17 protein-coding genes and 1 pseudogene are annotated in these 21,700 nt (G+C 69.8%); 11 read left to right on the top strand and 7 right to left on the bottom strand.

Annotated features, from left to right (window positions below; translation table 11 throughout):
- Positions 1–15: 15 nt before the first annotated feature.
- Both NMI01S_RS00250 and NMI01S_RS00255 read right to left on the bottom strand, forming a co-directional pair.
- Entirely contained in the window at positions 16–804 is a 789-nt protein-coding gene (locus NMI01S_RS00250; RefSeq protein ID WP_062994033.1) for an SWIM zinc finger family protein, read from the bottom strand.
- On the bottom strand, positions 801–3,659 hold the full coding sequence (locus NMI01S_RS00255; RefSeq protein WP_174554410.1) for a DEAD/DEAH box helicase: 2,859 nt from the start codon (positions 3,657–3,659) through the stop codon (positions 801–803). Before NMI01S_RS00255 ends, NMI01S_RS00250 begins: the two co-directional genes overlap by 4 nt.
- Before the next feature lie 296 nt (positions 3,660–3,955).
- Here NMI01S_RS00255 and NMI01S_RS00260 point away from each other — a divergent pair, with 296 nt between their 5' ends.
- The gene (locus NMI01S_RS00260) at positions 3,956–4,657 is read left to right on the top strand and encodes an HNH endonuclease family protein (RefSeq protein WP_062994035.1); all 702 of its coding nucleotides are present in this window, start codon (positions 3,956–3,958) and stop codon (positions 4,655–4,657) included.
- A gap of 257 nt (positions 4,658–4,914) precedes the next feature.
- On the opposite strand, the gene NMI01S_RS00265 is transcribed toward NMI01S_RS00260, so the two are convergent.
- The gene (locus NMI01S_RS00265) at positions 4,915–5,583 is read right to left on the bottom strand and encodes a TetR/AcrR family transcriptional regulator (protein WP_062994036.1); all 669 of its coding nucleotides are present in this window, start codon (positions 5,581–5,583) and stop codon (positions 4,915–4,917) included.
- A 217-nt stretch (positions 5,584–5,800) separates the two neighbouring features.
- Here NMI01S_RS00265 and NMI01S_RS00270 point away from each other — a divergent pair, with 217 nt between their 5' ends.
- From NMI01S_RS00270 to atzF, 5 genes are read left to right on the top strand one after another with little or no spacing between them, the layout of a single operon-like run.
- The gene (locus tag NMI01S_RS00270; RefSeq protein WP_062994037.1) at positions 5,801–7,324 is read left to right on the top strand and encodes an amino acid permease; all 1,524 of its coding nucleotides are present in this window, start codon (positions 5,801–5,803) and stop codon (positions 7,322–7,324) included.
- Positions 7,325–7,358: 34 nt separating this feature from the next.
- Positions 7,359–8,108: a DUF1989 domain-containing protein gene (locus NMI01S_RS00275; RefSeq protein WP_062994038.1), complete on the top strand. Its 750-nt coding sequence runs from the start codon at positions 7,359–7,361 to the stop codon at positions 8,106–8,108.
- On the top strand, positions 8,105–8,725 hold the full coding sequence (locus tag NMI01S_RS00280; protein WP_062994039.1) for an urea amidolyase associated protein UAAP2: 621 nt from the start codon (positions 8,105–8,107) through the stop codon (positions 8,723–8,725). The genes NMI01S_RS00275 and NMI01S_RS00280 overlap by 4 nt, the downstream gene beginning before the upstream one ends.
- A complete protein-coding gene (locus NMI01S_RS00285) occupies positions 8,722–10,743 on the top strand; it encodes a 5-oxoprolinase/urea amidolyase family protein (RefSeq protein WP_062994040.1) in 2,022 nt (673 codons plus the stop codon). The genes NMI01S_RS00280 and NMI01S_RS00285 overlap by 4 nt, the downstream gene beginning before the upstream one ends.
- A 10-nt stretch (positions 10,744–10,753) precedes the next feature.
- Positions 10,754–12,346 (top strand): allophanate hydrolase, encoded by a 1,593-nt coding sequence (atzF, locus tag NMI01S_RS00290; RefSeq protein ID WP_062994041.1) that lies wholly within the window; start codon positions 10,754–10,756, stop codon positions 12,344–12,346.
- A gap of 6 nt (positions 12,347–12,352) precedes the next feature.
- On the opposite strand, the gene NMI01S_RS00295 is transcribed toward atzF, so the two are convergent.
- The 3 genes and pseudogenes from NMI01S_RS00295 to NMI01S_RS00305 form a co-directional block, all read right to left on the bottom strand.
- The gene (locus NMI01S_RS00295) at positions 12,353–13,168 is read right to left on the bottom strand and encodes a sulfurtransferase (RefSeq protein WP_062994084.1); all 816 of its coding nucleotides are present in this window, start codon (positions 13,166–13,168) and stop codon (positions 12,353–12,355) included.
- Between the two features lie 62 nt (positions 13,169–13,230).
- Positions 13,231–14,385, bottom strand: coding sequence for a benzoate/H(+) symporter BenE family transporter (locus tag NMI01S_RS00300; protein ID WP_062994042.1), 1,155 nt, complete (start codon positions 14,383–14,385; stop codon positions 13,231–13,233).
- Positions 14,386–14,666: 281 nt separating this feature from the next.
- Positions 14,667–15,149: pseudogene (locus NMI01S_RS00305) on the bottom strand (Lrp/AsnC family transcriptional regulator); the annotation flags it as partial.
- Between the two features lie 180 nt (positions 15,150–15,329).
- Between NMI01S_RS00305 and pdhA the strand changes: the two are divergent.
- Genes pdhA through NMI01S_RS00320 form a run of 3 tightly spaced genes read left to right on the top strand, consistent with a single transcriptional unit; the run spans position 15,330 to position 18,853 of the window.
- Positions 15,330–16,466 carry a pyruvate dehydrogenase (acetyl-transferring) E1 component subunit alpha gene (gene pdhA / locus NMI01S_RS00310; RefSeq protein WP_084512057.1) on the top strand — a complete coding sequence of 379 codons (1,137 nt, stop codon included), beginning with the start codon at positions 15,330–15,332 and terminating at the stop codon, positions 16,464–16,466.
- Positions 16,463–17,443, top strand: coding sequence for an alpha-ketoacid dehydrogenase subunit beta (locus NMI01S_RS00315; protein ID WP_062994043.1), 981 nt, complete (start codon positions 16,463–16,465; stop codon positions 17,441–17,443). Before pdhA ends, NMI01S_RS00315 begins: the two co-directional genes overlap by 4 nt.
- A 24-nt stretch (positions 17,444–17,467) precedes the next feature.
- A complete protein-coding gene (locus NMI01S_RS00320; protein ID WP_062994044.1) occupies positions 17,468–18,853 on the top strand; it encodes a dihydrolipoamide acetyltransferase family protein in 1,386 nt (461 codons plus the stop codon).
- On the opposite strand, the gene NMI01S_RS00325 is transcribed toward NMI01S_RS00320, so the two are convergent.
- A complete protein-coding gene (locus NMI01S_RS00325; RefSeq protein ID WP_245716638.1) occupies positions 18,850–19,311 on the bottom strand; it encodes an acyl-CoA thioesterase in 462 nt (153 codons plus the stop codon). The two genes, NMI01S_RS00320 and NMI01S_RS00325, sit on opposite strands and share 4 nt — an antisense overlap.
- 430 nt (positions 19,312–19,741) lie before the next feature.
- On the opposite strand from NMI01S_RS00325, the gene NMI01S_RS00330 reads away from it, so the two are divergent.
- Positions 19,742–21,100, top strand: coding sequence for an MFS transporter (locus tag NMI01S_RS00330; protein ID WP_062994087.1), 1,359 nt, complete (start codon positions 19,742–19,744; stop codon positions 21,098–21,100).
- Between the two features lie 9 nt (positions 21,101–21,109).
- Entirely contained in the window at positions 21,110–21,685 is a 576-nt protein-coding gene (locus tag NMI01S_RS00335; protein ID WP_062994045.1) for a TetR/AcrR family transcriptional regulator, read from the top strand.
- Positions 21,686–21,700 lie beyond the last annotated feature (15 nt).

Here is a 21,700-nt window from a genome sequence, read left to right on the forward strand (position 1 = left end):
CACGCCAGCATATGGTCAGCCCGAGCTCTCCAGGGCCCGGTAGAGGGTGCGAAGTTCCCGCATACCGGCCTCGGCGGCCGATTCGTCCTCACTGGTCATCCGCAACGCCTGCCGCAGGGGAATCGGATCGAGGTCCTCGATCGCCGCACGGAACTGCGGCGCCGGAAGGTCGGGCAGAACCACGTTCTCGCCGTAGATGTCGTCGGAGACCGTCGGGCCGCTGTCCTCCTGCACCCCGCGAATCAGCGTGTCGAGATCGAGGCCGCGCAGGGTCAGCATGATCGCCGGGGACTCGTCGAGGCGTTCGGCCACGATGTAGCACAGCGCGGCGACGTGTTTACAGGGCCAGCCGTCGTCCGGGCAGGTGCACGAGAAATCGAGTTCGGCGGCGGTAGCGGGCAACAGCAGCGGGCCGAGCTCCTGCGGCAGGGCGCCGGAGGCGAGCTGGGCGAGCATGCCGGGTGTGCCGCGGACCTGATCGACCAGTTCCTCCAATCGGTCGTCGCGCAACACTCGCAACGTCAGCACCGAGGTGAACGGCCGCGGTTGACTGCCCTGAACCTCGGCGGCCACCGCGCCGGGCTCGATGTGGTAGTTGACGACCTGTCCCGAGCGGGCGTAGGTGCGGCCCCGGGAGAGCCGGCCGGCGTCGGCGACCTGTTCCACGGCTTCGAGGAAGGCCCGTCCCCACCAGGATCGCGCGAAGGACCCACGGCGGCTGCGAGGTTCGACGCCGCCGCGCACCGGACGGCGCTTGCCGTAGACGCTGAAATCGGGAACCGGAAACTCGGGCGCCGGACTCATTCGCCCACCGCCTCGGCGCCGAGCATGAACAGGTCGCGCAATTCGTCGGTACTCAGTTCGGTGATCCAGTTCTCCCCGGTGCCGACGGTGAGATTCGCCAATTCCTGTTTGCCGGTGAGCATATCGTCGATGCGCTCCTCGATGGTGTCGACACAGACCAGTTTGCGCACCTGCACATCGCGGCGCTGGCCGATGCGGAAGGCGCGGTCGGTGGCCTGGTTCTCCACCGCCGGATTCCACCAGCGATCCAGGTGCACCACGTGGTTGGCGGCGGTGAGATTGAGTCCCGTACCGCCCGCCTTCAGCGACAACACCATGATCGGCGGGCCGTCGGCCTCGGCGAAGCGCTCCACCATCGCGTCGCGGCGCTTCTTGGCGACGCCGCCGTGCAGGAACGGGATCGCGGTACCGAACCGTTCGCTCAGATACGGGGTGATCAGATCACCGAATTCGCGGAACTGGGTGAACAGCAGCGCCCGCTCCCCCTCGGCCAGGACCGATTCGAGCACATCCTCGACCAGGGCCAGCTTGCCGGAGCGGTGGCGTCCCCGCCGCAGCAGTGCCGACCCGTCGCCGAGAAAGTGCGCGGGGTGGTTGCACACCTGTTTGAGCCGGGTGAGCGCGGCCAGGACCGCACCCCGGCGAGCCATGTTCACCGCGCCGGAACCGGTGGCGCGCGAGGCCTTCAGCTGCGCGAGCATATCGTCGACGACCGCCTGATACAGCGCGGCCTGTTCGACGGTGAGGTTGGCGCGCACCGTCATCTCGAACTTCTCCGGCAGATCCGAGATGACCGTGGGATCGGTTTTCACCCGGCGCAGGACGAACGGCGCGGTGACGGCGCGCAGGCGGCTGACCGCGTTCTCGTCGTGTTCGCGTTCGATCGGCACCGCGAAGCGCGCATGAAATTCCGACGGCTTGCCCAGCACGTTCGGCGCCGCGAAATCGAGAATCGACCGCAGTTCCTCGAGCCTGTTCTCCACCGGAGTTCCGGTCAGCGCCAGCCGATGGCGGGCCGGGATCGCGCGGGCGGCGCGGGCCTGGCGGGTGGCGGCGTTCTTGATGTGCTGCGCCTCGTCGAGGACGACGCGTTCCCAGGGCTGGCGTTTCAACTCCTCCACATCGCGCGCCAGCAGCGCGTAGGTGGTCAGCACCAGATCGGAATCGGCCACGGCCGCGTCGAATTCCGCGCCGGAGCGGCGCGACGAGCCGTGATGGACCAGCACCCGCAACCCCGGGGCGAAGCGCTCGGTTTCGCGCTGCCAGTTGCCGACCACCGACATCGGGCACACGAGCAGGGTCGGCCCCGGAACGGAATTCGTTGCGGCACTTTCATTCTCGTGCAGCAACAAGGCGAGCACCTGTACCGTCTTGCCGAGGCCCATATCGTCGGCCAGGATGGCGCCGCAGCCGAGACGGTTCATGGTCGCGAGCCACGACAGTCCGCGCAGCTGGTAGGGACGCAGCTGTGCCTTCAGACCGGCGGGCGGATCGACCGGGTCGCCGGAGTGGGCACCGTCGAACAGTTCCTCGACCCAGCCGGTCGCGGTGATCTCCTGGATCGGAACCTGACGCACCTGGGTGGCCGCGATCTCGCCGAGCAGCTGCGTCAGTGTCGCCGGACGTTCGTCGACCTTGCCCTCCAGATAGGCGGCCGCCGCGGCCAGGCTGCGCTGATCGGCCTGCACCCAGTGGCCGCGCAACCGCACCAGATCCGATTTGGCCTGGATCAGCCGGCCCATTTCCGCCGGTGTGAGGACCGTATCCCCCAGGGCCAGTTCCCAGCGATAGGAGACCAATCCGCTGAGGCCGACCGCGGTTTCGGTGGCGGCCGGGGACTGTACCCGCAACCGCATACTCGGCGAGACGATGCGCCATGCCCGCGGCAGCATCAGACGCACACCCGCCGAACGCAATTCGTGCGCACCGTGGGCGACCAGCTCCTGCACCACCGGCGTCGGGAGCAGGAAATCCATCCCGTACGGGTCGCGCGGTACCTGCTGCAGCCGCGGGTAGGCCTGGACCGCGGCGGCCACCTTCTCCCCGGCGAGCCGGATCAAGGCCGGGTCGCCCTGGATCGGAACCGGTTGCGGCGCTTCACCTTCCGAACGCAGACAGACTTCCAGCCGCCACAGGGCGGCGACCGCTTGCGGGTCGTCGTCGGGATCGTCGTCCGGTTCGAGCAGGCGCAGGACCAGTTCCGGTTCGCCGACGGTGAGACTCGCGCGCCACTCGTCGAGCACCGAGGCCACCCGATGCGATCCCGATTCCAGCGGGACCTCCGCGACCAATGCGGCCGTCAGCGGATGCGATGGTTCCGGGACGCTCAGCTCGAGCCGGACGAGCGGGTCGGCGAGCTCGGTGACGAAGTCTTCGAGGATCGAGGCCGCGGACCGGGCATCCGGCACCCGCAGCGCCGGTGGCATCGCGGCCGCCAGTTCGGCCAGCCAGGCCCGCTGCCGCTGCCCACCCACCAGCCGCCACCGCACCCACCACTCGCCGTCGGCGCGATGCAGTTCGGGCACGATCCGCCCGGCTCGCACCCATCGCCGCAGTCCGCGGGCCACATGGGCGAGAAAACGCAGATCCGCCGCCACCGCCGTCTCCGGCAGGGCCTGGGTGAGCACCCGGGCGGCCACCTCCGGCGCCAAGGCATGCCCGCGCACCTCGACCACTTCCGGCCCGGCTCCCCCGGGCACCAGCACCCGCACCCGATGCCGGAACCGCGCCGACCGCGCGATCGCCCCCAGCGGATCGGGCAGCTCGCCGAATGCCTCCTCCTCCGGTCGTGCCACCGACTCGGGCAGGCGCCACAGCACCAACCCCGACCCCGGCGACCACAAACCGTGCAGCATGCCTTCCATCCAATCAGCCCGCACCGACACGCCGGGTCGTGGCCGGGCGGCGGGGTGCGCTGCCCTGGGGGTGCCGCGCCGGTACGGGTCGGTCCGGCACTCCGAGGTCCGGGTGGTGCAGCTGTCCGCTCGATCGCTGCGAAGACGGCCGAGGCCGGGAAACAATCGTCACGGGCCGCCGTGCCGGAGGCGGTCACGCGGCCGCAGCGGCGCTCGATTCGTGCGTATCGAACGAACGCACCCCGTGCAGGTCTTTCGGCACCGAAGTTGTCGGGCGCGGCAGGTAGATCTGGGGTATGCGGTGGGGACGTCGGGCGGGGCGGGCAGCGGTGGTGGTCGTGGTCATGGCGATGACGGGGTGCGGCATCGTCGGCGCGCCCGACCCCGCGCCGGGCAGTCCGAGCCGGGCTCGGATCGAGCAGTTGCTGGGCGCGGTGGCCGTGGTGGCGCGGCGGCCACATCCGGGCGGGTACGACCGGGACTGCGGGGCGGGGCACGGATGTGTGTTCGGGCCGGCGTGGTCGGACGATCAGGACGGGCCGGGTGGGCACGACGGATGCGATTCGCGCAACGGCGTGCTGGCACGGCAACTGCGCGAGGTGAGATTCCGGCCGGGTACCCGCGAGTGCGTGGTGCTCGCGGGCACCCTGCGAGATCCGTACACCGGCCGCTCGATCAGCTTCGACAAGGCGCGGGCCCGGGACGTGCAGATCGACCACGTCTATCCACTGGCCGCCGCCTGGGATATGGGTGCGACGACCTGGTCGCCCGAACAGCGGGTGCGCTTCGCCAACGACATCGAATTCAACCTGCTGGCCGTCGACGGCCCGGCCAATATGGACAAAGGCGATCGCACACCCGCGGACTGGCTTCCACCCGCCGGGGCCTATCACTGCTTCTACGCCGGAAAGTACCTCACCACGGCAGCGCAGTACGGGCTGCCGATCACCGCAGCCGACCACACCGCGCTGGCTCGGATCGCACGGCAATGTCGCTGATGCGAAGGGCCTGCCGCGAACCTGGCCGGTGGGCAACGACACCGGGCGGGCCGAGCAGGATCGAGAACCGCCCCTTACGGTCGGCACGTGGGCGGCCGTCAGCGCGCGGGCGGCGAACAGACCGTGGACGGCGGCCGGCCCATGACCGGTGCATCGGCCCACGAGCGGCGCGCCGGACCGGGCCGATCCGCGCGGCGGGACCGCCGGGACCGGCGAGCCCGGCAGGTACCCGCGGGATGCGTCGCGAACCTGCCGGACTATTCGCCCGCGTCGAGTCGCCGGAGTAGCTGCTGGGCGGCGGCGCGCAGCACAGCGGGGTCGTCGGTGACGCCGAGCAGGCGCAGCGCCGCGTCGGGGATGCTGGTTTCCGCGTAATCGGGTGCGACGCCCTCGTCGGAGCGGATGTTGATGACCGTCTCCACCATGCGGAACGGCAGCACGTGCGCGCCGGGGACGCCGGTGGGTGCGGCCTCGATCGCCGCCGCCGCGAGGTCCTCGTAGTGGCGCCGCAACCGGGCGCGGCGGCTCCGGAAGTCGGCGAATCGGTCGCTGCGCAGTTCGGGCAGCAGATACAGGGCACCGAGATTCCACTTGGCGGCGCAGAGCTGGCGCACGTCGGCGCGGGCCAGGGCGTACAGCCGAACCGCCGCCGGCTCGGGTTCGGCGCGCAACCGCTCGGCCAATTCCAGTGCGCCGGTGATGGTTTCGGCGAGCAGCGCGTCCAGGATGTCGTCCTTGGCGGCGAAGTGGTGGTAGAGCGAGGCCTGCCGGATACCCACCGCATCGGCGATACCGCGCGTGGATGTGCTGCCGTAGCCGTGGGCGGTGAACAATTCCGCTGCGGCGTCGAGGATCTCGGCGCGCGGCGTCCGCCCGCGACGGCTGCGCTGATCGACGCGAGGACGGCCCGGACCCAGGTGTGTCACCGCCTCATCCTGCCACCGTCGCCGCGCCGCGGACCGGCACCGTGGCGCGCACCGTGTCCCACCTGCGGTTGTGAAATATCTGTCACTCGATAGAAATACCGGCAACGCAGACGTTACGCGGGTTCCCGCAAGCGATACACAGCCGTCACCGAAAGCGCGATCCGGCCCGCAAAACTGTCACCTGATAGATATTGGCTGCCACGCCGAAGGACCGCCCATGGCCATCGCACTCGATCCACCCTCGCAATCCCCGACCGGTGACAGCGCCGATCTCGAACGCTTCGGATATCAGCCGGTACTGCATCGCAAACTCGGCCGCTACGCCTCGTTCGCCGCGGGATTCTCCTTCGTCTCGATCCTCACCACCATCTTCCAATTCTTCGGATTCGGTTACGGATTCGGCGGCGGCGCGTTCTTCTGGACCTGGCCGATCGTGTTCGCCGGTCAGTTCCTCGTCGCGCTGAATTTCGCGGAACTCGCCGCGCGCTATCCCATTTCGGGCTGCATCTACCAGTGGTCGCGCCGGCTCGCGGGTGAGGTGGTGGGCTGGTTCGCGGGCTGGATGATGATCATCGCGCAGATCGTCACGGCCGCCGCGGCCGCCATCGCGCTGCAGGTCGTGCTGCCCTCGATCTGGAGCGGTTTCCAGCTGATCGGCACCGACACCGCCCTCACCTCCACCGACGGCGCCGCGAACGCGGTCCTGCTGGGCAGCGTGCTGCTGGTGATCACCACGGTGATCAATGTGATCGGCATCGACCTGATGGCCCGTATCAACTCGATCGGCGTCACCGTCGAGATCGTGGGCGTGCTCGCCGTCATCGCCCTGTTCTTCACCCATACCGAACGCGGCGCCGATGTGGTGCTGCAAACCGATCAGGCCGCGCCGGGCCCGTACTGGGCGGCGTTCCTCGTCTCCGGTTTGATGGCCGCGTATGTGATGGTCGGATTCGATTCCGCCGGAGAGCTTTCCGAGGAGACGAAGAATCCGCGCCGGGTCGCCCCGCGCACCATCCTGCTGGCGCTCGCCGCCTCCGCCCTCGGCGGCGGACTGCTTCTGCTGGGCGCGTTGATGGCCGCACCCAACATCAGCGACGGCCACCTGGCCACCGAGGGACTGGCCTACGTGATCACCGCCAAACTCGACAGTCCGGCCGGCACCGTGCTGCTGTGCTGTGTCGCGGTGGCGATCACGGTGTGCACCTTGGCCATTCAGACCGCGGGTTCACGACTGATCTTCTCGATGGCCCGCGACGGCCGCCTGCCGTTCGCGTCGCGGCTGGCCGCCGTGCACCCGCGCTTCGGCACCCCGGTCCTGCCCGCGGTGATCATCGGTGCGCTCGCCGTGGCGCTGCTGGTGGTGAACCTCGGCAACGCCGCGCTGTTCGCGACGCTGGCCAGCGTGTGCATCGTGACGCTGTACGTGGCGTATCTGCTGGTCACCGTCCCGCTGCTGATCCGGCGGCTGCGGGGGCTGCCTCCCGCCGAACCCGGCCTGTTCTCGCTGGGCCGCTACGGCATCGCGGTGAACGTCGCGGCGGTGCTGTGGGGCGTCGCGATGGCGGTGAACCTGGCGTGGCCGCGCGCGGAGGTGTACACGCCCGCCGGCGGCGGCTGGTGGATGCTCTGGGCCGCACCGCTGTTCCTGCTCCTGACCGTCGCGGTGGGCGCGGTGGTGCACCGCATCGTCACACCCCGCGCCGCGGCCGCCGAAGCCCGGCCCGCACCGCAACCCGCCTGAGCGACATTCCCATCCGACTCTGCGAGGAGACATCATGTCCGCAACCGCCTCCACCGTCGGCGCCCGCGACCACGCGCGAGCGCAGGCCGCGGCCGCGACCGTCGCCGGCCCCGATCTGCCCGAGGGCGTCGATCCCGCGAAAGTGACCTTCGCCCAACGTGTTCCGGGCAACGGCTACACCACCGCGGTACTCGCCCGCGGCACCCGGCTCCGGCTGGCCGATCCGGACGGCGCGGCCGGCGCCCACCTCCTGCTCCTGCGGGCCGAGGCGCCGTGGGAACGGCTGAACGTCGCCGACACCATCAAGGTGCCGTGGCAGGCGTATCCGGGCCCGGGCCATCCGCTACTGTCGGATCAGGGGCGCGTCCTCGCCACGATCGTCGCCGACACCTCCGGCCACCACGACACGCTGTGCGGACCGACACCGCGAGTACGACAGGCACTGCGGGTCGCGGGCGCGAAACACGGTCTCACACCGCGCGATATCGGCCCGTCCGTCGCCCTGTTCCGCGGGGTGCGCGTCGGCGCGGACGGCGCCCTCACCGCCACCGGCAGCGCCGGTCCGGGCCGCTCGGTCGAACTGCTGATCCACCTGCCGCTGACCGTCCTCATCGCCAACGGCACCCATCCACTCGACGACCGGCCCGCCACGGCACTGGACGTCGTCGCCTGGCGCGGCGCCGCGGAGCCGGACGACGCCGACACCGAGCCGGAATATCGCCGGGCCGTGGAGAACACCGAACAGGCCTGGCTGGCCGCACACGATCCGGAGGCGATCGCATGACCACCGTTACCGAACGCACCGTCGTCCTGGACGAGACCGTGGCCGCCTGCGCACCGTGGTCGACCGTGGTCCGGGCGGGTCAGCAGTGGCAGATCATCGACCTGTACGGCAACCAGGCGGTGGACTGCCTGCTCTATTCGGCCGCCGATCACGCCGACCGCTACAGCGCCCAGGCGACCGTCGCCGCCCAGCGCAATATCTTCCTGACCACCGGCAGCGTGCTCCGCGCCGAATCGGGGACCGCACTGATGACCGTGGTCGCGGACGAGGTCGGCAATCACGACACCATCGCCGGCGCGTGCTCACAGGAATCCAACACCCTGCGTTACGGCCACCACACCCGCCATCAGCACGCCTGCGTGGAGAACTTCCTCACCGAGGCGTTGCGCTGGGGGCTGGGCAAGCGGGATCTGGTCTCGAACATCAACTGGTTCATGAACGTTCCGGTCGAGGCCGACGGCACTCTCGGCATCGTCGACGGGCTCTCCGCACCGGGAAAGTCGGTGACGCTGCGTGCCGAGATCGACACACTCGTCCTGATCTCCAACTGCCCGCAGATCAACAACCCCTGCAACGGATTCGATCCGACGCCGGTGAGAATGGTGGTGACGCGATGACGACGGCGATCGAAACAGACTCCGGAACAACGACTCTGGAGGCCCGCGCCACCGATATCGAGGTAGTGCGGCCGGGGATGCTGACCACCGTGCAGGATTGGCCGGGCCGCGTCGGCTACTGGCACGTCGGCGTCCCGCCGTCGGGACCGATGGACGATCTGTCGTTCCGGCTCGGCAATCGGGCGCTGGGCAACGACGAGGGCGCGGCCGGACTCGAATGCACCCTCGCCGGGCCCGCGCTGCGATTCCGCACCGCGACCCGGGTGTGCGTGACCGGTGCGCCCGCGACGGTGACCGTCGACGACGAGCGCGTACATCAGTGGCGCACCGTCGAGGTCCCGGCGGGCGGCACGCTGGATGTCGGCGCCGTGCAGGGACCGGGGATGCGGACCTACATCCTGTTCGCAGGCGGTCTCGATCTGCCCGAATACCTCGGCAGCACAGCCACTTTCACGCTCGGCAGGTTCGGCGGCGGCACCGGTGCCGCCCTTCGCGCAGGCGACCGGTTACCCCTGGGCGAGCCGACCCGCGCCGTCGGGTCCGGGGTGCCGATGGCCGAGCAGCCGGTACTGACGCGCCGATGGGAACTCGCGGTCACCGAGGGCCCGCACGGCGCGCCGGAATTCTTCACCCGCGCCGATATCGACACCATCCTCGGCACCGACTACGAGGTGCACTTCAACTCCGATCGGACCGGGGTGCGGCTGATCGGGCCGAAACCGCACTGGGCGCGCAGCGACGGTGGCGAGGCCGGACTGCACCCGTCGAACATCCACGACACCGCCTATTCGATCGGCGCCCTGGACTTCACCGGTGATACGCCGATCCTGCTGGGTCCGGACGGACCCAGCCTCGGCGGATTCGTCTGTCCCGTCACGGTTGTCGCCGCGGAGCGCTGGAAACTCGGGCAGCTCTGCCCCGGTGACACCGTGCGCTTCGTCCCGGTACGCGCCGACCGCGCCGCCTCGATCCGCGCCCTCGGCCCGGCCCGGCGAGCCGACTGGCCGATCGTGCTGTCCGACGGCGGTGACGGCGACGACGGCATTCTGGCCCGCGCCGACGCCGACGACACCACCACCGTCACCTACCGCCGCGCCGGTGACGACGGTGTCCTCGTCGAATACGGTGATATGACGCTGGATCTCGCATTGCGCGCCCGCGTCCACGCCCTGCACCGGCATCTGCTCGAATACGCCGAGCCGGCGATCACCGAACTGACACCCGGAATCCGTTCGCTCCAGGTACGTTTCGATCCGGACCGGCTGGCCACGCCGAAACTGTTGCGATTGCTGCGCGAGGCCGAATCCGCCCTGCCCGCGGCCACGGAACTGGTGGTGCCGAGCCGCACCGTGCACCTGCCGCTGTCGTGGGACGATCCGGCCACGCGCGAGGCCATCATCCGCTATATGCACGGTGTGCGGGCGGATGCGCCGTGGTGCCCCTGGAATATCGAGTTCATTCGCCGGATGAACGGATTGTCCACGGTGGCAGACGTTTTCGACACCGTCTTCGCCGCCGAGTACCTCGTGCTCGGCCTCGGCGACGTGTACCTCGGCGCACCGGTCGCGACCCCGACCGATCCGCGTCACCGCCTGGTCACCACCAAATACAATCCGGCTCGCACCTGGACGCCGGAGAACGCGGTCGGCATCGGCGGCGCCTATCTGTGCATCTACGGCATGGAGGGACCCGGCGGATATCAATTCGTCGGCCGTACCACGCAGGTGTGGAACCACCGCTCCACCGGCGCCGCCGAGGATCCCTGGCTGCTGCGGTATTTCGATCGCATCCGCTGGTATCCGGTGTCCGCGGAGGAACTGCTGGACCTGCGGGCCGACTTCGCCCGCAGCCGCGGCGCGCTGCGTGCGGAGGAGGGCGAATTCCGGCTCGCCGAATATCGCGATTTCCTGTCCGCCAACGCCGAATCCATCGCCGACTTCCGCGCCGTACAGGCGGATGCGTTCGCCGCCGAACGTGATTCGTGGCAGGCCGCGGGTGAATTGCACGAACGAGGATGAGGAGTCCGACATGAGCATCTGGATTCATCGCTCCGAAGACCCCGGTCCGCACGGCACCGGCCCGCTCGCCGGTCTGCGGGTGGCGGTCAAGGACAACGTCGATGTCGCGGGCCTGCCGACGACCGCCGGCTGCCCGGACTACTCCTTTCTTCCCGACCGCGACGCACCCGCCGTCGCGGCCCTGCGCGCCGCGGGTGCGGTGGTGGTCGGCAAGACCAATATGGATCAGTTCGCGACCGGTCTGGTCGGCACCCGCTCGCCCTACGGTCCCGTCTCCGATTCGCGCCGTCCCGAATTCATCTCGGGCGGTTCGAGTTCCGGGTCGGCCGTGGCCGTCGCGACCGGTGCCGCCGATATCGCGATCGGCACCGATACCGCGGGTTCCGGGCGCGTTCCGGCGGCGCTGCAGGGCATCGTCGGAATCAAACCGACCGTGGGGGTCGTCTCCACCGCGGGCGTCGTCCCGGCCTGCCGTTCCTATGACTGCGTGACGATCTTCGCCGCCGCCCCGGCGCGCGCCGATCAGGCGATGGGAGTGATGGCCGCCGGAGCGCCCGGCCGCGCGTGGCCCGCCGATACCCGGCTGGCGGCGCCGCCCCATCCGACCGTCGCGATCTTCGCCGAACTGCCGGAACTGGATCCGGTGTGGCGGGCGGCGTTCGACCGGACCGTCACCGCGCTCCGGCAGCGCGGGGCGACCATCGTGGAGGTCGACCCGGCGCCCTTCCTGGCCGCGGCCCGGTTGCTCTACGACGGGGCGCTGGTCGCCGAAAGGTACGCCGCGGTAGGTGAATTCATCGAGGCACGACCGGATGCGGTCGAACCGACCGTCGCGAGCATCATCCGCGCCGCGCGCGAGATTCCGGCGCATCGGCTGGTCGCCGACCGCGCCGAACTCGAGCGCTTACGCGCGCTCGCGATGGACAGCCTGGGCGACGCCGACGCTCTGCTCGCGCCGACCGCACCGATGCATCCGACCATCGCGCAGGTCGAGGCGGATCCGATCGGGATCAACTCCCGCATGGGCACCTACACCAACTTCTGCAATCTGTTCGATCTGTGCGCCGTGGCCGTGCCCGCCGGGATGGCGGGCGAATCCTGTTTCGGTGTCACGGTTTTCGCGCGTCCGTTCGAGGATGCGGTGGCGTTGGATATCGCCGTCTCGATCACCGGCGACGCGGAGATCACGCGACCGTGGCCACTGGCGGCCGCGCCGGTGTGCGAGCTGATCGTGTTCGGGGCGCATCTGCGCGGCCAGCCGTTGGAACACCAGTTGCATGCGCTCGGCGCGCGCTGGGCCGGAGCGGTCCGCACCGCCGCGGCCTATCGCCTCGCCGCCCTGGACACCACGCCGCCGAAACCGGCGGTGACCCGCTGCGAGGGTGGGGTGTCGGTCGCGGGTGAACGCTGGTTGCTCTCCCCCGCCGCCCTCGGCCGCTTCCTCGCCGCACTGCCGGCGCCGATGCAGCTGGGCGCCGTCGAACTCGCCGACGGCACCTGGCACACCGCGTTCGGATGTGAGGGGACCGCCGCCGCCGATGGCAAGGACATCAGCGAATACGGTGACTGGCGTGCGGCCCTCGCGGCGGGGGCCGTGGGCTGATTCGCGTCAATCCAGCGCCGTGGCGACCGGGCGCTCGGGATCCGACGACCACTGCGACCACGAACCCGGATACAGCGCCGCCGAGACTCCCACGACCGACAGCGCCGCGATCTGGTGGGCGGCGGTCACCCCCGAACCGCAGTAGACCGCCACCGGGCCGGAGCCGAGATCGGAGAACCGCGCCCGCAACTGGTCCGGAGTCTTGAAAGTGCCCTCGGGCGTGAGGTTTTCCGCGGTCGGCACGCTCACCGCGCCGGGAATGTGCCCGGCACGCGGGTCGATCGGCTCGACCTGCCCGCGATAGCGTTCCCCGGCTCGCGCGTCCAGCAGCGCGCCCCGCCAGCCCGCGACCTCGTCGGCTTCCACCACCGGCATATTTCCGGGCGTGAGCACCACGTCGCCGGGCTTCGGGTCGGGTTCGGCGCCGACGGCCATCTCGCCGCCGCCGCGCTCCCACGCGGGCAGGCCGCCGTCGAGAATGCGCACGTCGCGCAGGCCCGCCCAACGCAGCAGCCACCACGCCCGCGCTGCGGCCATGCCGCCGGTGGCGTCGTAGACGACCGTCGGCTCCCCGGCGCGCAGGCCCCAGCTGCGGGCACATTTCTGCAGGTGGGTGAGTGTCGGCAACGGGTGGCGGCCGTGCGCCGGGGACGGCGGCGCGGCCAGTTCGGTCTCCAGATCGACGAAGATCGCGCCGGGAATGTGGCCGGCGAGATAGTGCTGAGGCCCGTCGGGATCGCCCAGCGCCCATCGCACATCCAGCAGATGCACCCGGCTCTCGCTGTCCGCCAGCGAATTCCGGAGTTCTTCGGGGGAGATCAGTACCGCGGTCAAGCCCGGCTCCTCAGTCAACAGATGTACCCGTGACGCGAACAGGTGTCAGCCTACGACACGGGCGCGTCCCCGCGAGTCAGCATCCACCGCACGACCAGGCCCGCGACCACCGCCCAGAACGCGGCGCCGATACCGAACACCGCTATCCCGGAGGCCGAGACCAGAAACGTCACCGTGGCCGCGACACGATGTTCGGCGACCCCGAGCGCGGCGGTGAGCGCGGCCGCGAAGGTGCCGACAAGGGCAAGTCCGGCAACGGTTTCCAGCACACCGGCGGGTGCGGCGGCGGCGAGCGCGACCAGCGCCGCGGCAGCGGGAGCCAGTACGAGATAGGACCCGCCGGCGGCCATGGTGGCCGCCCAGCGCCGGCGCGGGTCGGGGTGGGCCGACGGCGCGGCCGCCAGCGCCGCGCTGATCGCGGCCAGGTTGATCGCATGCCCGCCCGCCGGGGCACCCACGATGGTCCCGAGCCCGGTGACCGTCATCGACGCCCGCCACGGCACCCGATATCCGAACGAGCTCATGACCGCCACGCCGGGAATGTTCTGCGCGGCCATGGTGACCACGTACAGCGGAATCGCGATGCCGATGATCGCCTGCCAACTCCAGTGCGGCACAGTGAGTTCCAGCTTCGGCACCAGCTCGGCGGCCGGAATCGAGCGATGTCCGGCGACCATCGCGATCGCCGCCCCGGCCACCGCGGTGACGAAGGCGCCGGGCACCGCCCACCGCTGCGCGTACCGCTGCAGCACCACCCACACCACCAGCACCGGCGCGACCACCGCCGCGCTCGAGGTGGTCAGGGCCCGCAGCGGCGCCAGGCACAGCGGCAGCAGTACGCCGGCGAGCATGGCCTGTGCGATCTCGACCGGGATCGCGGTGATCAGCCGGCCCAGCCGTGACCAGCATCCGGTGAGGACGATCAATACCCCGGTGACCACGAACGCTCCCACCGCCGCGGGCCAGCCACCGGTCACCGCGCCGGCGCCGGCCAGCAGCGCCGCCCCCGGAGTGGACCATGCGAGGGTGATCGGCATGCGGTAGCGCCGGCTCAGGATCCACATGCCCACCGCCTGCGTGACACAGACCGCCAGCAGTCCCGAGGCGGACTGGGCCGGGGTCGCGCCGACCGCGGTCAGTCCGGCCAGCACGACCGCGAACGAACTGGTGAAACCGACCAGCGCCGCGATGATTCCGGCGCCCATCGCTTGTCCGGTACCGCCGGGTCCGTGCCCGCCCTCGACGGCCGCCGCCGGAAGGCCCGTCTGCGTCTCGGCAACGTCGGGCGGGTGGGATGCGGAGTCGGCGGTGGCAGTCACCGAGCTATCTTCGCGGGCGGCTGGCCCTGCCGTCAGCGGCCAGTACGCCGGAACTGGACCGAATTCTGCCCGGCCTCGGATCGCGCTGTGTCTTCTCGCGCCGCATCGTTTCGCCCTGTGTCGTTTCGCCCGGCGTCCTGTCGTGGGGCTGCCGACTCGTCGGCTCCGGCCAGTCGCTGCAGCAGCGGCGCGGTGCGCGGCCCGACCAATTGCTGCATCACCAGCGCCATATTGGTGCGCTGCACGCCCGCGATCTTCAGGATCGCGCCGGTGATCCGATACAGATCGTCGGCGTCGCGCGCGACGACGCGCACGGTCAGATCCGTCTGCCCGGTCGTGCCGCACACCTCGGTGACCTCGGGGATCTCGTCGAGTTCGGCCACCACGTCGGCGAGCCGATGCTGATCGACCACCACCGCGACGAAGGCCGCCAACCGGTACCCGAGGGCGCGCGGATCCACCCGACGTTCGAATCCGGCGAGCACACCGGCGGCCTCCCACCGCGCCAGCCGGGCCTGGACGGTGTTGCGGGACAACCCCAGGCGCGTGGCCAGTTCCACCCCGGTGGCACGAGGGTTGGCAACCAGTTCCAGCAGCAGCCGGGCGTCGGTGGCGTCGATTGTCGCCGGAGGGGGTTCAGCACTGGGCATGTAACGCAGTATGACAGTCCCCAACCCGTCCGGATCGAGCATTCTGCGCAGTCCGCGTGTCACCACTTGCGCATTGCGCTCAACAGTGGATGCTGTGAGGTACAGCACACAGCTGGCGAAAGAGCAGTCTGCCGGATCGCGCGGGACGGAGACCCCGTCGGACGCGACAACGAGGAGGTGATGGCTGTGCACAACACCACGACGCACAACCCCACAACCAGGTACGACACCGGGACGAACCCCTATCCCGTGCAACTGGTCCAGCCCGACGGGCGCCGTGTTCTCGACCGCGAGCACGCGGCCCTGATCGCGGATATCGGTCCGGCCGAACTGCGCGAACTCTACGAGGACCTGGTCGTCACCCGCCGCATCGACGTCGAGGCGACCGCACTGCAGCGGCAGGGCCAGCTCGGGCTGTGGGCGCCGCTGCTCGGCCAGGAGGCATCGCAGATCGGCTCGGCCCGCGCCCTGCACGACGACGATTACGTCTTCTGCAGCTACCGCGAGGCGGGCGTCGCCTACTGCCGTGGCGTGGATCCCACCCTCATCACCCGACTGTGGCGAGGCGTCGCGCATTCGTGCTGGGATCCGGACGAGATCAACATGACCAATCCGGCCATCGTGGTCGGCTCTCAGGGCCTGCATGCCACCGGTTACGCCTACGCCGCACATCTGGAAGGCGCGGAGATCGCGGTGCTCACGTACTTCGGTGACGGGGCCAGCAGTCAGGGCGATATCGCCGAGGCGCTCGGCTTCGCCGCCTCCTGGAGTGCGCCGGTGGTGTTCTTCTGCCAGAACAACCACTGGGCGATCAGCGAACCGGTACAGCTGCAGAGCCAGACGCCGATCGTCCGGCGCGCCTACGGGTACGGCATCCCGGGTGTGCAGGTCGACGGTAACGACGTGCTGGCCGTACTGGCGGTGACCCGCCAGGCCGTCGCCCGCGCCCGCGCCGGGGGCGGGCCGTCGTTCATCGAGGCGATCACCTATCGGATGGGCCCGCACACCACCGCCGACGATCCCACCCGGTACCGCTCGGCCGCGGAAACCGAACTGTGGAAGCGCCGCGACCCGATCGACCGCATGCGACGGCTCCTCGAACGAGAAGGGCTGTGGGACAGCGACTTCGAGCGGCAGGTCACCGCACGCGCCGACGCGGTCGGCGCCGCGGTCCGCACCGCGACCATCGAGATGCCCGATCCCGATCCGATGCAGCTGTTCGAGCACGTCTACACCACCGCGCATCCGCTGATCGCCGCCGAGCGCGACGAGTACGCCGGGTACCTGGCGGGTTTCGAGGAAGGAGTACGGGCATGATCACCACCTTCGCGAACGCGCTGAACACGGGGATGCGCCGGGCCTTGGAGGACGATCCGAAGGTCGTGCTGATGGGTGAGGACATCGGGCGGCTCGGCGGTGTATTCCGGGTGACCGACACGCTGCAGAAGGATTTCGGCAACAATCGCGTCATCGACACACCGCTGGCCGAATCCGGCATCATCGGAACCGCTTTCGGCATGGCTCTGCGCGGTTTCCGGCCGGTGTGCGAGATCCAGTTCGACGGGTTCGTCTACCCGGCCTTCGACCAGATCGTCTCGCAGGTCGCCAAGATCCACTACCGCACCCAGGGCAAGGTCCGCGCGCCGATCACCATCCGGGTTCCGTTCGGCGGGGGAATCGGTTCGGTCGAACATCATTCGGAATCTCCGGAGGCGTATTTCGCGCATACGGCCGGTCTGCGCGTGGTCTCGCCGAGTACGCCCGAGGATGCGTACAGCCTTTTGCGCCAAGCTGTTTCGTGTGACGATCCGGTCGTCTTCTTCGAGCCCAAGCGGCGTTACTGGGACAAGGCCGATCTGGATTTCACGGCCCTGGACGCGGATCCGCTCCCCCTGGACCGGGCGCGCATCCGCCGTTCGGGCCGCGACGCCACGATCGTCGCCTACGGCGGCATGGTCGCGACCGCGCTGACGGCGGCTGAAATCGCGGCCGGAGAGGGGCATTCACTCGAGGTGATCGATCTGCGCAGCCTGTCGCCGATCGACTTCGACACCATCGAGGAATCGGTGCGCCGCACCGGCCGGCTGATCGTCACACACGAGGCGCCGGTCTTCGCGGGGCTCGGCGCCGAGATCGCCGCCCGCATCGCCGAACGGTGTTTCTACTATCTCGAGGCGCCGATCCTGCGCGTCGGTGGCTTCGACATCCCGTATCCCCCGGCTAAGCTCGAACGGCACCACATGCCAGACCCCGACCGCATTCTCGACGCGGTCGATCGAACGTTCGCCGCCTGATACGTGTTGGGACAGAGGTGCCCGTTGGAAGACCCTGCTGTGGACGACAACAACCACATACTCGAGTTCCGGCTGCCCGATCTCGGGGAGGGATTGACCGAGGCCGAACTGATCTCCTGGTCGGTGGCCGTCGGCGATACCGTGGAACTCAACCAGACCATCGCCGAGGTGGAGACCGCCAAGGCACAGGTCGAACTACCGTGCCCGTTCGCCGGGCAGGTCGCCGAACTGCTGGCCCGGCCCGGTGAAACGGTGGCGGTCGGCGCGCCGCTGATCAGAGTGCGCACCGCCGCGCCCGGCGACGCTCCCGCAGCGGCCGGCGAGAGCCGCACGTCGGTGCTCGTCGGTTACGGGCCCGGGGCCGAAGCGCCCACGCGGCGTCGCGCGGCGTCGAAAAACGGTGCGGCGAAGCCACATTCGGCCACACCGGAACGGTCCGACGAGATTCCACCGGAGTTCCCGGGCCGCCCGCCCGCCACTCCGGCAGCCCGCCAGCTGGCTCGCGAACTCGGTATCAATATCGCGTTCGTGGCCGGTTCGGGTCCGGGCGGAGCGGTGACGGTCGAGGATGTGCGCCACGCGGTACCGGTATCGCAGCCGCCGCGCCGGGTGCGGACCGAGGAGGAGGCCGCCGATGCTCCGCGCCCGGTCGCTCCACCGGTGCCCACCATGCGACCCGACGGCGGCATCATCCGGCCGACACCGAGCGAACGCGAAACCCGAACCCCGGTCAGCGGTGTCCGCAAGCGTATCGCCGCGGCCATGACCACCAGCGCCCGCACGATTCCGCAGGCCAGCGCATTCGTGACCACGGATTTCACCGCCTCGATGGAGCTGCTCGACCATCTGCGCAGCACCGACTCCTTCACCGGGCTGTCGCTCACTCCCCTCGCCCTGGTGGCGAAGGCGACGCTCGCGGCGATCGCCGAATTCCCGGGGATCAACTCCTGCTGGGACGCCGACGCCAACCAGATCGTCACCAAGCACTACGTCAACCTCGGCATCGCCGTGGCCACCGAACGCGGGCTGCTCGTCCCCAACATCAAGGAGGCGCAGTCGCTGAGCCTGCGCGAGCTGTGCCGGGAGATCGGCTGGCTCGCCGATGTGGCCCGCGCCGGTTCGGCGACCCCCGCCGATCTGCGCGGTGGCACCTTCACCATCAGCAATGTGGGTGTCTTCGGCGTCGATACCGGTGTGCCGCTGGTGAATCCGGGTGAGGGCGCGATTCTGTGCCTGGGCTCGATCCGGAAACGCCCGTGGGTGTATCGCGACGAGCCGGCGATCCGGTGGATCACCACGCTCGGTGTGAGCTTCGATCACCGCATGATCGACGGGGAACTCGGCGCGCGGTTCCTGTCGACGGTCGCCTCACTGCTCGAGGATCCGCTGACCCTGCTGGGCCGGGTCTAGGTCTCGTCGGTCACCAGCGCGGCTGCGGCGCGGCGGATGATCGCCGGGATCTCCACCGATTTGCGGGTCTCGTTGTCCACGTAGACGTGCACGAAGGTGCCGGTGGCGGCAAGTTCCAGGTCCTCTCCCGCGGTGCCGGCGGCGGTGCCGGCGTCCAGGACGCGGAAGATCGCCAGATCGTAGGTGATGCTGGAGCGGCCGAGGCGGCTGATCCGCAACCCGACCCGCAGGTGGTCGGGGAAGCTCAGCGAGCCCAGATACTGGCACGAGGTCTGGGCGACCACGCCGATCGCGGGCAGCTCCCGGATATCGGTGCCGGTCGCGGCCATCAACCAGGCGTTGACCGCCGTGTCGAAGTACGAGTAGTAGGTCACGTTGTTGACGTGGCCGTAGTGGTCGTTGTCGGCCCATCGGGTCGGCACCGGCCAGAGCACCGGATAGTCCTGCTGTGTGGTCACCGCCCCGACAATAGTGACGCGACCGGAGCGACGCGGGCGGAGGCGGCAGCCCGCGTCACCACGGAGCCCGCCGCGCAGGTCGCCGGAGAGCACCGACCGGAGCGACGCGGGCGGAGGCGGCGGGTGAACCCGGCGCGGCGCCGAAACGTGTCGGTGGTAGGTCATACACTCGAATCGAAACCGGTTACATCCGGGGCCCGTGCGGTGACGTCGACGATGCCGTGATCGCTCGGGATACGGGGAGCCGCCGACCGCGGTCGGCACCGCCGAATCAACGACGCTTCGACGCACTCCTCCGCTCCGGAGTCCGTACCCGCGGGGCATGCGCTTCGAGTGTTGGGCCCCAAGGGGTTCCGCGTGCCGGGCCAGCTGGTTCGGCACGGCCTCTCGTGCGGTGAACAATCGGTGCGCGCCCGGTACCGTCGAATCGATGCATTCATCGGTGGGGACGACACGGCGCGGGACGGTTGCTCCGGCCGCTCGTCGCGCGCGGGCAGCGGTGTTCGCGGTTTTCGCGCTCAACGGGTTTCTGGCCGCGATGTGGGTGGTGCACATTCCGGTCATCACCGATCGCACCGGGGTATCGCACGGGACCCTCGGAATTCTGATTTTGGTGATGGCCGGCAGCGGCATCGTCGGTATGCAGGCGGCGGGTCCGCTCGCCGACCGCTTCGGCAGCCGAACTCTGGTCGCCGCCGCCGTCACCTGGCTGGTCGTGGCGGTGAGCGGACCGGCGTGGGCCACCGGGCCGGTACAGCTCGGTATCGCCCTCGCGATCTTCGGTTTCGGCAACGGCGCGCTCGACGTGTCGATGAACGCCCAGGCCGTGCAGGTCGAGCGGGTCTACCGCCGGCCGATCATGGCGGCGTTCCACGCGCTGTTCTCCTGCGGCGGCCTGGTCGGCTCGCTCGCCGGTGCGGCGGCCATGCACGCCGGTGCCGATATCCGGGCGAGTTTCGCGGTCGCGGCCGTACTGGGCCTGCTGGTGATGCTGGCCAGTGTGCCGAGCCTGCTCCCCCGTCCGCACGCCACCTCGCACGTCGAGCCGGCGGCCACCGTCGCCGAATCCGCGGCGGTCATGGACACGGCCGGAAATGGCGTGGCTCTTACCGAATCGGCCACGGCACTTCCGGCGGCCGACGCCCACGCCTCGGATTCGCCGGCCGGTCGGCGCGCAACCGATGCGGCGGTGCGGCGACGCGTCCGGCGCTGGCTGCCGCCGAAGGTTCTGGCGCTGGCCGCGATCGCTTTCGCCCTGCTGATGGCCGAGGGCGTGGCCAACGACTGGAGCGCACTGCAGACGCACGAACATCTGGGCGTCAGCGACGCCACCGCCGCCCTGTCGTTCGGTGCGTTCTCCATCGCGATGACCGTCGGCCGCTTCACCGCCGACCGGGTCAGCGAACGCTTCGGCCGCATCGCCGTCGTCCGCTGGGGTTCGGTTCTCGGCGCCGCCGGTCTCGCCGTCATCATGGCCTCGCCGTGGCTGCCCCTGAGCCTCGCGGGCTGGATCCTCGCCGGCCTCGGCCTCGCCGGCGGCGTCCCCCAGATCTTCACCGCCGCGGGCAATCTGAGCACCGCCACCGCCGCCACCGACATGTCCAAGGTCTTCGGCCTCGGCTACCTGGGCTTCCTCGCCGGCCCCTCGGTCATCGGCTGGCTCGCCCAACTCACCTCCCTCACCCTCGCCTTCACCTTCCCCCTACTGGCCGTCCTACTCTGCGCCTGGTTCGCGGGAACCGTCGGGAACGACGATCGAATTATTGACCTAGAGGACAAAAACTCGTAGTGTCCAGGTATGGGCAGACCGCGTAACTTCGAGACCGAGACCGTGGTGGATCGGGCTCTGGATGCGTTCTGGACTCATGGGTATGCGAATACCTCGCCGGCGCAGCTGGCCGAGGCCACCGGGATCGGGAAGGGGAGTTTGTACAACACGTTCGGCAGTAAGCGGGAGCTGTTCGAGCTGGTGTTGAACCGTTACGACCGGATGGGAGCGGAAGTGGCCGGGGAGTTCATGACTCGGCCGGGGACCGCACGTGAGTGCATCGGCGCGTTCATCCGGTTTCTGGTGGATTCCGATGTGGCACAGCCTGTTCGGCGTGGCTGCCTGGCGGTGAACACCGCTACCGAATTCTCCGCGCAGGATCCCGAGATCACGAAGGCGGTCCGGACCATGCAGGAGCACACCATGACCGCGCTGTCCGATCGGATCGATCGGGGCCGACGCGACGGCGACGTAGGACAGGACGTCGATCCGCGGGCCGCCGCCGAATTCCTGATGAACACCATCGTGGGACTGCGCGTCATGGCGAAGACCAGCGATGCGGAGACCCTGCACCGCATCATCGACACCGCACTGACCACCCTCTGATATCCGGGCCGCCAC

Origin of the sequence: Nocardia mikamii NBRC 108933, assembly GCF_001613505.1 — a bacterium.
In the GTDB taxonomy this organism is placed as follows: Bacteria; Actinomycetota; Actinomycetes; order Mycobacteriales; family Mycobacteriaceae; genus Nocardia; species Nocardia mikamii.

Coding starts and splice junctions, on each gene's coding strand:
- NMI01S_RS00250 (WP_062994033.1), bottom strand. CDS start 804: ATGAGTCCGGCGCCCGAGTTTCCGGTTCCCGATTTCAGCGTCTACGGC.
- NMI01S_RS00255 (WP_174554410.1), bottom strand. CDS start 3,659: ATGCTGCACGGTTTGTGGTCGCCGGGGTCGGGGTTGGTGCTGTGGCGC.
- NMI01S_RS00260 (WP_062994035.1), top strand. CDS start 3,956: ATGCGGTGGGGACGTCGGGCGGGGCGGGCAGCGGTGGTGGTCGTGGTC.
- NMI01S_RS00270 (WP_062994037.1), top strand. CDS start 5,801: ATGGCCATCGCACTCGATCCACCCTCGCAATCCCCGACCGGTGACAGC.
- NMI01S_RS00275 (WP_062994038.1), top strand. CDS start 7,359: ATGTCCGCAACCGCCTCCACCGTCGGCGCCCGCGACCACGCGCGAGCG.
- NMI01S_RS00280 (WP_062994039.1), top strand. CDS start 8,105: ATGACCACCGTTACCGAACGCACCGTCGTCCTGGACGAGACCGTGGCC.
- NMI01S_RS00285 (WP_062994040.1), top strand. CDS start 8,722: ATGACGACGGCGATCGAAACAGACTCCGGAACAACGACTCTGGAGGCC.
- atzF (WP_062994041.1), top strand. CDS start 10,754: ATGAGCATCTGGATTCATCGCTCCGAAGACCCCGGTCCGCACGGCACC.
- NMI01S_RS00300 (WP_062994042.1), bottom strand. CDS start 14,385: ATGGGCGCCGGAATCATCGCGGCGCTGGTCGGTTTCACCAGTTCGTTC.
- pdhA (WP_084512057.1), top strand. CDS start 15,330: ATGGCTGTGCACAACACCACGACGCACAACCCCACAACCAGGTACGAC.
- NMI01S_RS00315 (WP_062994043.1), top strand. CDS start 16,463: ATGATCACCACCTTCGCGAACGCGCTGAACACGGGGATGCGCCGGGCC.
- NMI01S_RS00330 (WP_062994087.1), top strand. CDS start 19,742: ATGCATTCATCGGTGGGGACGACACGGCGCGGGACGGTTGCTCCGGCC.
- NMI01S_RS00335 (WP_062994045.1), top strand. CDS start 21,110: ATGGGCAGACCGCGTAACTTCGAGACCGAGACCGTGGTGGATCGGGCT.